Origin of the sequence: Escherichia sp. WS33 (genome assembly GCF_046486385.1) — a bacterium.
Taxonomy (GTDB): domain Bacteria; phylum Pseudomonadota; class Gammaproteobacteria; order Enterobacterales; family Enterobacteriaceae; genus ECMA0423.
Genome location: NZ_JBJQLJ010000004.1, coordinates 1 through 13234, shown reverse-complemented (window position 1 = coordinate 13234; position 13234 = coordinate 1). Strand labels below are relative to the sequence as shown.

At 51.9% G+C, this 13234-nt stretch carries 15 protein-coding genes; 9 read left to right on the top strand and 6 right to left on the bottom strand.

Translation table 11 applies throughout. The features are described from left to right. Nucleotides 1-126 precede the first annotated feature (126 nt). On the top strand, nucleotides 127-885 hold the full coding sequence (gene loiP / locus ACJHXA_RS04720; protein ID WP_000701842.1) for a metalloprotease LoiP: 759 nt from the start codon (nucleotides 127-129) through the stop codon (nucleotides 883-885). Between the two features lie 205 nt (nucleotides 886-1090). On the opposite strand, the gene speB is transcribed toward loiP, so the two are convergent. From speB to yqgD, 6 genes are all read right to left on the bottom strand, one after another. Then, the gene (speB, locus tag ACJHXA_RS04715) at nucleotides 1091-2011 is read right to left on the bottom strand and encodes an agmatinase (protein ID WP_000105566.1); all 921 of its coding nucleotides are present in this window, start codon (nucleotides 2009-2011) and stop codon (nucleotides 1091-1093) included. 135 nt (nucleotides 2012-2146) lie between these two features. After that, entirely contained in the window at nucleotides 2147-2878 is a 732-nt protein-coding gene (locus tag ACJHXA_RS04710; RefSeq protein WP_000758903.1) for a membrane protein, read from the bottom strand. A 145-nt stretch (nucleotides 2879-3023) separates the two neighbouring features. After that, nucleotides 3024-5000, bottom strand: a complete 1977-nt coding sequence (speA, locus tag ACJHXA_RS04705) for a biosynthetic arginine decarboxylase (protein WP_001295380.1) — start codon at nucleotides 4998-5000, stop codon at nucleotides 3024-3026. A gap of 8 nt (nucleotides 5001-5008) precedes the next feature. Beyond that, on the bottom strand, nucleotides 5009-5140 hold the full coding sequence (gene yqgB / locus ACJHXA_RS04700) for an acid stress response protein YqgB (RefSeq protein WP_001297406.1): 132 nt from the start codon (nucleotides 5138-5140) through the stop codon (nucleotides 5009-5011). Between the two features lie 93 nt (nucleotides 5141-5233). Beyond that, on the bottom strand, nucleotides 5234-5377 hold the full coding sequence (yqgG, locus tag ACJHXA_RS04695) for a protein YqgG (RefSeq protein WP_001297404.1): 144 nt from the start codon (nucleotides 5375-5377) through the stop codon (nucleotides 5234-5236). Nucleotides 5378-5487: 110 nt separating this feature from the next. After that, the gene (gene yqgD / locus ACJHXA_RS04690; protein WP_001303651.1) at nucleotides 5488-5739 is read right to left on the bottom strand and encodes a protein YqgD; all 252 of its coding nucleotides are present in this window, start codon (nucleotides 5737-5739) and stop codon (nucleotides 5488-5490) included. A gap of 55 nt (nucleotides 5740-5794) precedes the next feature. On the opposite strand from yqgD, the gene metK reads away from it, so the two are divergent. The 8 genes from metK (at nucleotide 5795) to ruvX (ending at nucleotide 13017) form a co-directional block, all read left to right on the top strand. After that, entirely contained in the window at nucleotides 5795-6949 is a 1155-nt protein-coding gene (metK, locus tag ACJHXA_RS04685; RefSeq protein WP_001062128.1) for a methionine adenosyltransferase, read from the top strand. Nucleotides 6950-7384: 435 nt separating this feature from the next. Continuing rightward, entirely contained in the window at nucleotides 7385-8779 is a 1395-nt protein-coding gene (gene galP / locus ACJHXA_RS04680) for a galactose/proton symporter (RefSeq protein ID WP_103262161.1), read from the top strand. Nucleotides 8780-8855: 76 nt separating this feature from the next. Next, entirely contained in the window at nucleotides 8856-9353 is a 498-nt protein-coding gene (locus ACJHXA_RS04675) for a SprT family zinc-dependent metalloprotease (protein WP_000858396.1), read from the top strand. A gap of 94 nt (nucleotides 9354-9447) precedes the next feature. After that, a complete protein-coding gene (gene endA, locus ACJHXA_RS04670) occupies nucleotides 9448-10155 on the top strand; it encodes a deoxyribonuclease I (protein WP_000286500.1) in 708 nt (235 codons plus the stop codon). Nucleotides 10156-10234: 79 nt separating this feature from the next. After that, complete coding sequence (rsmE, locus tag ACJHXA_RS04665) at nucleotides 10235-10966, top strand: 16S rRNA (uracil(1498)-N(3))-methyltransferase (protein WP_001222508.1); 732 nt, start codon at nucleotides 10235-10237, stop codon at nucleotides 10964-10966. A 12-nt stretch (nucleotides 10967-10978) separates the two neighbouring features. Next, on the top strand, nucleotides 10979-11929 hold the full coding sequence (gshB, locus tag ACJHXA_RS04660; RefSeq protein ID WP_000593273.1) for a glutathione synthase: 951 nt from the start codon (nucleotides 10979-10981) through the stop codon (nucleotides 11927-11929). A gap of 108 nt (nucleotides 11930-12037) precedes the next feature. Then, a complete protein-coding gene (locus ACJHXA_RS04655) occupies nucleotides 12038-12601 on the top strand; it encodes a YqgE/AlgH family protein (protein ID WP_001053178.1) in 564 nt (187 codons plus the stop codon). Next, nucleotides 12601-13017: a Holliday junction resolvase RuvX gene (gene ruvX, locus ACJHXA_RS04650; RefSeq protein ID WP_000017106.1), complete on the top strand. Its 417-nt coding sequence runs from the start codon at nucleotides 12601-12603 to the stop codon at nucleotides 13015-13017. Before ACJHXA_RS04655 ends, ruvX begins: the two co-directional genes overlap by 1 nt. Nucleotides 13018-13234: the final 217 nt, after the last annotated feature.

Sequence of the window (13234 nt, the reverse complement as noted above, 5' to 3'; positions counted from 1 at the left end):
ATGCTCGCATGTTGCGCAATCTACTCGCCCGTCCGCTGCGCTTTTCCTTATACTGAGACTGAGCGTCGATTCACCTGCAAACGGCGCATTTTTAGAATAATCCTGACCTTGTGCGGAAGAGAAAACATGAAAATTCGCGCCTTATTGGTAGCAATGAGCGTGGCAACGGTACTGACTGGTTGCCAGAATATGGACTCCAACGGACTGCTCTCATCAGGAGCGGAAGCTTTTCAGGCTTACAGTTTGAGTGATGCGCAGGTGAAAACCCTGAGCGATCAGGCATGTCAGGAGATGGACAGCAAGGCGACGATTGCGCCAGCCAATAGCGAATACGCTAAACGTCTGACAACTATTGCCAATGCGCTAGGCAACAATATCAACGGTCAGCCGGTAAATTACAAAGTGTATATGGCGAAGGATGTGAACGCCTTTGCAATGGCTAACGGCTGTATCCGCGTCTATAGCGGGCTGATGGATATGATGACGGATAACGAAGTCGAAGCGGTGATCGGTCACGAAATGGGGCACGTGGCGTTAGGCCATGTGAAAAAAGGAATGCAGGTGGCACTTGGTACAAATGCCGTGCGAGTAGCTGCGGCCTCTGCGGGCGGGATTGTCGGCAGTTTATCTCAATCACAACTCGGTGATCTGGGCGAGAAATTAGTTAATTCGCAATTCTCCCAGCGCCAGGAAGCAGAAGCCGATGATTATTCTTACGATCTTCTGCGCCAACGCGGCATCAGCCCGGCAGGTCTTGCCACCAGCTTTGAAAAACTGGCGAAACTGGAAGAAGGCCGCCAAAGCTCAATGTTTGACGACCATCCTGCATCCGCCGAACGCGCCCAGCATATTCGCGATCGTATGAGCGCGGATGGGATAAAGTAAAGCCTGGTGGTGTCGAACGTAGGTCAGATAAGGCGTTCACCCCGCATCTGACATGAATGGCACATTTGTTACCTTGTGCGCATTGCCGGATGCGATGCTGGCGCATCTTATCCGGCCTACGGGTGCCGAACGTAGGTCGGATAAGGCGTTCACGCCGCATCCGACATTAATGGCACGTTTTACCCGTGCGCATCGCATCTGGTGCTTACTCGCCCTTTTTCGCCGCCTGAATATACAGCATCTCCAGCGCCAGCGTCGCCGCAGCCAGAGCAGTGATTTCCGACTGATCGTATGCCGGAGCCACTTCCACTACGTCCATCCCAACGATGTTGAGATCTTTCAGGCCGCGTACCAGTTTAATGGCGCGATCGGAGGTCAGACCGCCAATTACCGGCGTACCGGTTCCCGGCGCAAATGCAGGATCCAGGCAGTCGATATCAAAGGTCAGGTAAACCGGCATATCACCCACAATTTGTTTCACCTGGGCGATAACGTCATCCACGCTGCGATCGTTCACCTGGCAGGCGTCCAGCACGGTAAAGCCGTTGTCTTTATCAAATTCGGTACGAATACCAATCTGCACGGAATGATTCGGATCGATCAGACCTTCTTTCGGCGCGGTATAGAACATGGTGCCGTGGTCAAATTCACAACCGTTCGCGTAGGTATCGGTGTGGGCGTCAAAGTGTACCAGCGCCATTTTGCCGAAATGCTTCGCATGAGCACGCAGCAGCGGCAGCGTAACAAAGTGGTCACCACCGAAGGAGAGCATACGCTTACCGGCAGCCAGCAGCTTCTCGGCGTGCGCCTGCAGCTTCTCGCTCATCTCACGGGCATCGCCGAAAGCATATACCAGATCACCGCAGTCCACGACGTTCAGACGCTCACGCATGTCGAAATTCCACGGGAAGCGGTTGTGTTCCCAGGCCAGATTCGTCGAAACCTGACGGATAGCTGCCGGACCGTGGCGTCCCCCCGCACGACCAGAAGTGGCCATATCGAACGGCACACCAGTAATCACCCAGTCAGCATCGCTGTCATACGGCTGGAAGTTCATCGGCAGGCGTAAAAAACCAAAGGCATTGGAAACCAGTGAGTTATCGTATTGATGACCTAAGGTGCTCATGGATGGACTCCTATTACAAAGTCGATATAAAAAAACCCTTCCGCGTCGTTAGGCCCGACGAGGAAGGGTTGGATTTGCGAAACACAAGTTTGTGCTAATTATCGCCTTAAATGGGCGAGGCATCAAGCGAGGTTGCTATTTCCGACACGGTGGCGGCGCATAGCCATTGTTATCTGCCGGAAAGGCTTGTCCAGAGCACGGCGGCAGCGCGTTTTGCGCCTGGCCTTGTAATTCAAAGGCGGCAAAGCCTATTACACCGGTATTACGCACATCGCCTTGCGCCGAATTGGCTGCGTAGGAATCAGCAACGTTGGCGAACTGAAAAGCCGCTTCGGTATGTTTATCTTTGCGGAATCCTTTAATCGCTAAAGAATCTCCGGCATTCACAATATAGCCGTTGTTATTCAGCGAACCTTGCTTGCCGTTCAGCACATCCAGGCCATCAACAGTAGCAACGATCTCGTAGTTGGTGTTACGACTGTAATTACGGACATATAATTGATAATTCATTCCGACTCTGGCATGGACAATATAGCGTGGTTCATTATTGGATGAATCATAAACACGCGTAATAGGTAGAGAATTAAAATTACCATCGCGAATAGCATATTCCAGTTCGTTAATACGAATGCTATAAACGCGGTCATAGCCGGAAGGAACATTAGTCGAATAACTAATAACGATCATCTCTGCCGGATCGCGCCAGGCTCGCTCAGCAGATACGCCCTGAACCGATGAGTGCACATCCCCACCCCAGGCAGTGCCGACATTGCCCGATGCACTGCTATTATACTGCGCATTACTGGAACAACCGGCCAGCAGCACGATTAATGCCACCAACGCGCTACGTACTTTCCATTTTTTCATAACCGTTCCCTCTGCATTTAATTAATGCAGCGATTGTAGGGAGATTATTTAATAAGAAAAGCAGCGAGATTATTTTTAAGAATATATAAAAAGAAAGCGGGCCGATTTACGTAAATAAATCGACCCGCCAGCGGAATAATCTTAATTATTCATCTTCAAGATAGGTATAACCGTACAAACCTGCCTCGAACTCTTCAAGGAACTGTTGTTGCAGTTCAGCATCAAGATCGGTTTTCTTCACTTGATCGCGGAACTGGGTTAACAGCGTTTTCGGATCGAGCTGTACATATTGCAGCATGTCCGCCACGGTATCGCCTTCGTCAGACAGTTCTACTTCTACGCTACCGTCAGGGAACACGAACACGTCAACCGCTTCGGTATCACCGAACAGGTTGTGCATATTGCCAAGGATCTCCTGATATGCGCCGACCATAAAGAAACCGAGCATCGGCGGATTCTCTGGATCGTACTCCGGCATTGGCATTGTCGTGGCAATACCATCACCATCAATATAGTGGTCGATAGCACCGTCAGAGTCACAGGTAATATCCAGCAGCACAGCGCGACGTTCCGGCACTTGATCCAGCCCTTCCAGCGGCAGAACCGGGAACAACTGGTCGATCCCCCATGCGTCCGGCATTGACTGGAACAGCGAGAAATTGACGTACATTTTGTCCGCCATACGTTCCTGCAGTTCGTCGATTATCGGACGATGCGCACGGTTTTGCGGATCCAGTTGCTTCTGCACTTCATGGCACATGCTCAGATAGAGTTGTTCTGCCCATGCACGTTCTTGCAGGCTAAAGGTGCCGGAAGAGTAGCCGATATGAATGTCGTGCAGATCCATCTGACTGTCGTGTAACCATTCACGCAGAGAACGGCGAGTTCCCGGTTCGTGCATCTCCTGCCAGGTTTCCCACATGCTTTGCAGCGCGCGCGGCGCATCTTCTGCAGGCGCGGTCGGCACCGTGTATTCGTTACGTTCCACGCCGATGATATTAGACACCAGCACGGTGTGATGCGCAGTCACCGCACGACCCGATTCGGTGATTACCGTCGGATGCGGCAGACCGTTTTCTTCACACGCATCACCAATCGCCCAGATGATGTTGTTGGCATATTCATTGAGGCCGTAGTTTACGGAGCAGTCAGACTGCGAACGGGTGCCTTCATAGTCCACGCCCAGACCGCCGCCGACGTCGAAGCACTGAATATTGACGCCCAGCTTGTGCAGTTCCACATAGAAACGCGCCGATTCACGAACGCCTGTGGCGATATCGCGAATATTCGCCATCTGCGAACCGAGGTGGAAGTGCAGTAGTTGCAGGCTGTCGAGACGCCCGGCTTCACGCAGGGTTTCAACCAGTTGCAGTACCTGAGTCGCAGCCAGGCCGAACTTCGATTTTTCCCCGCCGGAGGACTGCCATTTACCCGAGCCCTGCGAAGCCAGACGTGCACGCACGCCCAGACGAGGAACGACATTCAGACGTTCTGCTTCATCCAGCACAATGGCGATTTCTGACATCTTCTCAATGACCAGATAGACCTTGTGCCCCATCTTCTCGCCAATTAATGCCAGGCGGATATATTCGCGGTCTTTATAACCGTTGCAGACGATGACGCTACGGGTCATGCCAGCATGTGCCAGCACTGCCATCAACTCGGCTTTGGAACCGGCTTCCAGACCCAGCGGTTCGCCCGAATGAATCAGGGACTCAATCACGCGACGGTGCTGGTTAACTTTGATCGGATAAACAAGGAAGTAATCGCCGTTATAGCCGTAGGATTCCCGCGCACGTTTGAACGCGGCGTTAATGGAACGCAAACGGTGCTGCAGGATCTGTGGGAAACAGAACAGTGCAGGCAGACGCTGGCCCTGTGCTTCACGAGTTTTCACTAACTGCGCGAGATCGACGCGAGCTTCCGGGACGTCCGGGTCCGGGCACACGCTGATGTGGCCCAGCTCGTTAACGTCATAGTAGTTATTGCCCCACCAGGCAATATTGTAAGTACGCAGCATCTTGCTGGCTTCCTGGGAGCTCATTGCAACCTCCTGCATGGAGCGTAGTACACCGTGTTCGCCCGCTGACGAAGGCAAACCCATAGACATGTCGTCAGACATAGCGAACCTCAAATTATTTTATTAAGTGTAAAACAGTTAACGACTATCGCAGCCTGGAACTGCGATAACAACCCATAAGCACATGGATTTTCCAGCAGTGAATGCTGACGCTCCAACTGCGCAACCGGTTTCTTTTTCATAACATTATTAAGCACATAACCGAACGTAAGTGTGACAGTTCGGCGAAACCACGAGAAAACTCTTGTTTTTACAAGAGCGCCCTTGTTCAGTCCTCAGTAACTGTAACCAGCTCTTGAATCCTGAGAAGCGCCGAGATGGGTATAACATCGGCAGGTATGCAAAGCAGAGATGCAGAGTGCGGGGAACGAATCTTCACCAGAACGGTGAGACAGGTTAAGCAGCAGACAACGGTTCATTATTTCGTATCACCTCCACGGCCGCCTGTTAAGACGAACCCACAAGCCAAAACTCTGATTTCAACCCGGCTGGAAGTGGCAACACGAAAGAAACGTCGTGTGCTTTTTATTTAAGCCGCGCGCCGCGTTTTATACCCCACAATGGCAGAAAATTGCAAAAGATAAATACGCAGAATGCCGGCATTGTCAGGAAAAATTTCCAGCCACGTTTTTAACAGAATGAGACACGATTCAAAAAAAAGTGGAAATCGGGTGAAGAATTGACCTAAAATAGCCATCCAGATGTTAATCCATCCATACCGATTAACACTCAGACTGCCAGTGTTTTTAACCTGCAGAGTCGTGGTAGGATCCGCTACCACAGAAAATCCACACAACAGTTTGAGCTAACCAAATTCTCTTTAGGTGATATTAAATATGGCAAAACACCTTTTTACGTCCGAGTCCGTCTCTGAAGGGCATCCTGACAAAATTGCTGACCAAATCTCTGATGCCGTTTTAGACGCGATCCTCGAACAGGATCCGAAAGCACGCGTTGCTTGCGAAACCTACGTAAAAACCGGCATGGTTTTAGTTGGCGGCGAAATCACCACCAGCGCCTGGGTAGACATCGAAGAGATCACCCGTAACACCGTTCGCGAAATTGGCTATGTGCATTCCGACATGGGCTTTGACGCTAACTCCTGTGCGGTTCTGAGCGCTATCGGCAAACAGTCTCCTGACATCAACCAGGGCGTTGACCGTGCCGATCCGCTGGAACAGGGCGCGGGTGACCAGGGTCTGATGTTTGGCTACGCAACTAATGAAACCGACGTGCTGATGCCAGCACCTATCACCTATGCACACCGTCTGGTACAGCGTCAGGCTGAAGTGCGTAAAAACGGCACTCTGCCGTGGCTGCGCCCGGACGCGAAAAGCCAGGTGACTTTCCAGTATGACGACGGCAAAATCGTTGGTATCGATGCTGTCGTGCTTTCCACTCAGCATTCTGAAGAGATCGACCAGAAATCGCTGCAAGAAGCGGTAATGGAAGAGATCATCAAGCCAATTCTGCCCGCTGAATGGCTGACTTCTGCCACCAAATTCTTCATCAACCCGACCGGTCGTTTCGTTATCGGTGGCCCAATGGGTGACTGCGGTCTGACTGGTCGTAAAATTATCGTTGATACCTACGGCGGCATGGCGCGTCACGGTGGCGGTGCATTCTCTGGTAAAGATCCATCAAAAGTGGACCGTTCCGCAGCCTACGCAGCACGTTATGTCGCGAAAAACATCGTTGCTGCTGGCCTGGCCGATCGTTGTGAAATTCAGGTTTCCTACGCAATCGGCGTGGCTGAACCGACTTCCATCATGGTAGAAACTTTCGGTACTGAGAAAGTGCCTTCTGAACAACTGACTCTGCTGGTACGTGAGTTCTTCGACCTGCGCCCATACGGTCTGATTCAGATGCTGGATCTGCTGCACCCGATCTACAAAGAAACCGCAGCATACGGTCACTTTGGTCGTGAACATTTCCCGTGGGAAAAAACCGACAAAGCGCAGCTGCTGCGCGATGCTGCCGGTCTGAAGTAATCTTTCTTCACCTGCTTTCAAAGGCCAGCCTCGCGCTGGCCTTTTTCTTTTACCTCACCGCGGTGGATAGGCATTCACGCCGCATCCGGCAAAAAGCTGCCCGCACAATAACATCATTCTTCCTCAACACGTTTTATCGCAAATTATCATCACTACTGAAACCGATTACACCAATAACACCAGCCAAATATTTGTAATATTTTCATATTATTATTCAGTTTTCACAGTTGTTACATTTCTTTTCAGTAAAGTCTTAATTGCAGATAACAGCGTTTAATCTATGATGATATAACTCAATTATTTTCATGCACTTAAACCATAACTAAGATAAATGTTAGTGTAAGCGATTACACTGATGTGATTTGCTTCACATCTTTTTACGTCGTACTCACCTATCTTAATTCACAATAAAAAATAACCATATTGGAGGGCATCATGCCTGACGCTAAAAAACAGGGGCGGTCAAACAAGGCAATGACGTTTTTCGTCTGCTTCCTTGCCGCTCTGGCGGGATTACTCTTTGGCCTGGATATCGGTGTAATTGCTGGCGCACTGCCGTTTATTGCAGATGAATTCCAGATTACTTCGCATACGCAAGAATGGGTCGTAAGCTCCATGATGTTCGGTGCGGCAGTCGGTGCGGTGGGCAGCGGCTGGCTCTCCTTTAAACTCGGGCGCAAAAAGAGCCTGATGATCGGCGCAATTTTGTTTGTTGCCGGTTCGCTGTTCTCTGCGGCTGCGCCAAACGTTGAAGTACTGATTCTTTCCCGCGTTCTACTGGGGCTGGCGGTGGGTGTGGCCTCTTATACCGCACCGCTGTACCTCTCTGAAATTGCGCCGGAAAAAATTCGTGGCAGTATGATCTCGATGTATCAGTTGATGATCACTATCGGGATCCTCGGTGCTTATCTTTCTGATACCGCCTTCAGCTACACCGGTGCATGGCGCTGGATGCTGGGTGTGATTATCATCCCGGCAATTTTGCTGCTGATTGGTGTCTTCTTCCTGCCAGACAGCCCACGTTGGTTTGCCGCCAAACGCCGTTTTGTTGATGCCGAACGCGTGCTGCTACGCCTGCGTGACACCAGCGCGGAAGCGAAACGCGAACTGGATGAAATCCGTGAAAGTTTGCAGGTTAAACAGAGTGGCTGGGCGCTGTTTAAAGAGAACAGCAACTTCCGCCGCGCGGTGTTCCTTGGCGTACTGTTGCAGGTAATGCAGCAATTCACCGGGATGAACGTCATCATGTATTACGCGCCGAAAATCTTCGAACTGGCGGGTTATACCAACACTACCGAGCAAATGTGGGGGACCGTGATTGTCGGCCTGACCAACGTACTTGCCACCTTTATCGCAATCGGCCTTGTTGACCGCTGGGGACGTAAACCAACGCTAACGCTGGGCTTCCTGGTGATGGCTGCTGGCATGGGCGTACTCGGTACAATGATGCATATCGGTATTCACTCTCCGTCAGCGCAGTATTTCGCCATCGCCATGCTGCTGATGTTTATTGTCGGTTTTGCCATGAGTGCCGGTCCGCTGATTTGGGTACTGTGCTCCGAAATTCAGCCGCTGAAAGGCCGCGATTTTGGCATCACCTGCTCCACCGCCACCAACTGGATTGCCAACATGATCGTTGGCGCAACGTTCCTGACCATGCTCAACACGCTGGGTAACGCCAACACCTTCTGGGTGTATGCGGCTCTGAACGTACTGTTTATCCTGCTGACATTTTGGCTGGTACCGGAAACCAAACACGTTTCGCTGGAACATATTGAACGTAATCTGATGAAAGGTCGTAAACTGCGCGAAATCGGCGCTCACGATTAATCTCCTCAGGCTTCCTCCCATCGCGGAGGAAGCCACCTCTTGCAGTCATCTTTTCTTCGCTCTATCCTCTGCCGCTATGAAAACATCCCGTCTCCCTATCGCCATCCAGCAGGCCGTTATGCGCCGCCTGCGGGAAAAACTCGCCCAGGCCAACCTGAAGCTAGGGCGTAACTACCCGGAGCCAAAACTCTCTTACACCCAGCGCGGAACCTCCGCCGGAACAGCCTGGCTGGAAAGCTATGAAATCCGCCTCAATCCCGTTTTGCTGTTGGAAAACAGTGAAGCTTTTATTGAAGAAGTGGTACCGCACGAACTGGCACATTTGCTGGTATGGAAACATTTCGGCCGCGTAGCGCCACATGGCAAAGAGTGGAAGTGGATGATGGAAAGCGTGCTGGGCGTTCCCGCCCGTCGTACGCATCAGTTCGAACTGCAATCCGTGCGTCGCAACACCTTCCCCTACCGCTGCAAGTGCCAGGAGCATCAGCTTACCGTACGCCGCCATAATCGCGTAGTTCGTGGCGAGGCCGTCTATCGCTGTGTTCACTGCGGTGAACAGCTGGTTGCGAAATAACCATCTGAACTATCAGGAACTTTCCTGATCTGGCTGATTGCATACCAAAACAACTTTCGCTACGTTGCTGGCTCGTTTTAACACGGAGTAAGTGATGTACCGTTATTTGTCTATTGCTGCGGTGGTACTGAGCGCAGCATTTTCCGGCCCGGCGTTGGCCGAAGGTATCAATAGTTTTTCTCAGGCGAAAGCCGCGGCGGTAAAAGTCCACGCTGACGCGCCCGGTACGTTTTATTGCGGATGTAAAATTAACTGGCAGGGCAAAAAAGGCGTTGTTGATCTGCAATCGTGCGGCTATCAGGTGCGCAAAAATGAAAACCGAGCCAGCCGCGTAGAGTGGGAACACGTCGTTCCCGCCTGGCAGTTCGGTCACCAGCGCCAGTGCTGGCAGGACGGTGGACGTAAAAACTGCGCTAAAGATCCGGTCTATCGCAAGATGGAAAGCGATATGCATAACCTGCAGCCGTCAGTCGGTGAGGTGAATGGCGATCGCGGCAACTTTATGTACAGCCAGTGGAATGGCGGCGAAGGCCAGTACGGTCAATGCGCCATGAAGGTCGATTTCAAAGAAAAAGCTGCCGAACCACCAGCGCGTGCACGCGGTGCCATTGCGCGCACCTACTTCTATATGCGCGACCAATACAACCTGACACTCTCTCGCCAGCAAACGCAGCTGTTCAACGCATGGAACAAGATGTATCCGGTTACCGACTGGGAGTGCGAGCGCGATGAACGCATCGCGAAGGTGCAAGGCAATCATAACCCGTATGTGCAACGCGCTTGCCAGGCGCGAAAGAGCTAACCTACACTAGCGGGACTCTTTTTGTTAACCCCTACCCCACGCGTACAACCGCGTGGGGAGACGACGCGGATTTTTAACTATGCGTATCCCCCGCATTTATCATCCTGAACCACTGACCAGCCATTCTCACATCGCGCTTTGCGAAGATGCCGCCAACCATATCGGGCGCGTACTGCGCATGGGGCCGGGGCAGGCGTTGCAATTGTTTGACGGTAGCAACCAGGTCTTTGACGCCGAAATTACCAGCGCCAGCAAAAAAAGCGTGGAAGTGAAGGTGCTGGAAGGCAAGATCGACGATCGCGAATCTCCGCTGCATATTCACCTCGGTCAGGTGATGTCGCGTGGTGAAAAAATGGAATTTACGATCCAGAAATCGATCGAACTCGGTGTAAGCCTCATTACGCCACTTTTTTCTGAGCGCTGCGGCGTTAAACTGGATAGTGAACGTCTGAACAAGAAGCTCCAGCAGTGGCAGAAGATTGCAATTGCTGCCTGTGAGCAGTGTGGTCGTAACCGGGTGCCGGAAATCCGCCCAGCGATGGATCTGGAAGCCTGGTGTGCAGAGCAGGATGAAGGACTGAAACTGAATCTTCACCCGCGCGCCAGTAACAGCATCAATACGTTGCCGTTACCGGTTGAACGCGTCCGCCTGCTGATTGGCCCGGAAGGCGGTTTATCGGCAGATGAAATTGCCATGACTGCCCGCTATCAATTTACTGATATCCTGTTGGGACCTCGCGTTTTGCGTACAGAGACAACTGCGCTCACCGCCATTACCGCGCTACAAGTACGATTTGGCGATTTGGGCTAACGGAGAAGAATAATGATCAAGCTCGGCATCGTGATGGACCCCATCGCAAACATCAACATCAAGAAAGATTCCAGTTTCGCTATGTTGCTGGAAGCACAGCGTCGTGGTTACGAACTTCACTATATGGAGATGGGCGATCTGTATCTGATCAATGGCGAAGCCCGCGCCCATACCCGCACGCTGAACGTGAAGCAGAACTACGAAGAGTGGTTTTCGTTCGTCGGTGAACAGGATCTGCCGCTGGCCGATCTCGATGTGATTCTGATGCGTAAAGACCCGCCGTTTGATACCGAGTTTATCTACGCGACCTATATTCTGGAACGTGCCGAAGAGAAAGGAACGCTGATCGTTAACAAGCCGCAGAGCCTGCGCGACTGTAACGAGAAACTGTTTACCGCCTGGTTCTCTGACTTAACGCCAGAAACGCTGGTTACGCGCAATAAAGCGCAGCTAAAAGCGTTCTGGGAGAAACACAGCGACATCATTCTTAAGCCGCTGGACGGTATGGGCGGCGCGTCGATTTTCCGCGTGAAAGAAGGCGATCCAAACCTCGGCGTGATTGCCGAAACCCTGACTGAGCATGGCACTCGCTACTGCATGGCGCAAAATTACCTGCCAGCCATTAAAGATGGCGACAAACGCGTGCTGGTGGTGGATGGCGAGCCGGTACCGTACTGCCTGGCGCGTATTCCGCAGGGGGGCGAAACCCGTGGCAATCTGGCTGCCGGTGGTCGCGGTGAACCTCGTCCGCTGACGGAAAGTGACTGGAAAATCGCCCGTCAGATCGGACCGACGTTGAAAGAAAAAGGGCTGATTTTTGTTGGTCTGGATATCATCGGCGACCGTCTGACTGAAATTAACGTCACCAGCCCAACCTGTATTCGTGAGATTGAAGCAGAGTTTCCGGTGTCGATCACCGGAATGTTAATGGATGCCATCGAAGCACGTTTACAGCAGCAGTAACCCACCTTAGCGAGAAGGATCTCGTTGAGACTCTGAGTGACAGCGCCCTTCTTTCCACGCATACTGGGCGCTGTTGCTTTTTTGAACCAGGAAACAGAACCTCTGACAATGAATTTACAGCATCACTTTCTTATTGCCATGCCTGCTCTCCAGGATCCGATTTTCCGTCGTTCCGTGGTCTACATTTGCGAACATAATACCAATGGTGCAATGGGGATCATCGTCAACAAGCCGCTGGAAAATCTCAAAATTGAAGGGATTCTGGAAAAGCTGAAGATCACGCCGGAGCCGCGTGATGAATCAATCCGTCTGGATAAACCGGTTATGCTCGGCGGTCCGCTGGCTGAAGATCGCGGGTTTATTTTGCATACTCCGCCCTCCAATTTTGCTTCCAGCATTCGCATTTCAGACAACACAGTGATGACCACTTCCCGCGATGTGCTGGAAACGCTCGGCACCGATAAACAACCGTCTGACGTATTGGTGGCTCTGGGTTATGCCTCCTGGGAAAAAGGTCAACTGGAACAAGAAATTCTCGATAACGCGTGGCTAACGGCCCCGGCGGATCTGAATATTCTGTTCAAAACGCCGATTGCCGACCGCTGGCGCGAGGCGGCAAAACTGATTGGTGTGGATATTCTCACCATGCCTGGTGTGGCAGGGCACGCCTGATGAGTGGAACCTTACTCGCCTTCGACTTCGGCACCAAAAGCATTGGCGTAGCGGTCGGCCAACGCATTACCGGCACCGCTCGCCCTTTGCCTGCAATTAAAGCACAGGACGGTACGCCGGACTGGAACATTATCGAGCGTTTACTGAAAGAGTGGCAGCCGGACGAAATCATCGTCGGTTTGCCGCTGAATATGGACGGCACCGAGCAACCATTGACTGCCAGAGCGCGTAAATTTGCCAACCGTATTCATGGTCGTTTCGGTGTTGAAGTAAAGCTCCATGACGAACGTCTTAGCACCGTGGAAGCCCGTTCCGGTCTGTTTGAACAGGGCGGCTATCGGGCGCTCAACAAAGGCAAAGTCGACTCTGCCTCTGCGGTTATTATTCTCGAAAGCTATTTCGAGCAGGGATATTAAGGCGATCTAAAAGCCTGGCGGATAGTCGTTACCGCCATCTTGCCGGATGCGGCGTGAACGCCTTATCCAGCACACATCTGGCAGCGGCTGTAGATACTGTTATGGCCTGCAAGTTTTTTCCTGGTCCGGTTTCCCGGATTGCAGGCATGCCAGACACAGCGCCGTCAGGCGCTGTTTTTTTCATCCCTTCCGCGATTTTTACGCCGCTACCGGATTA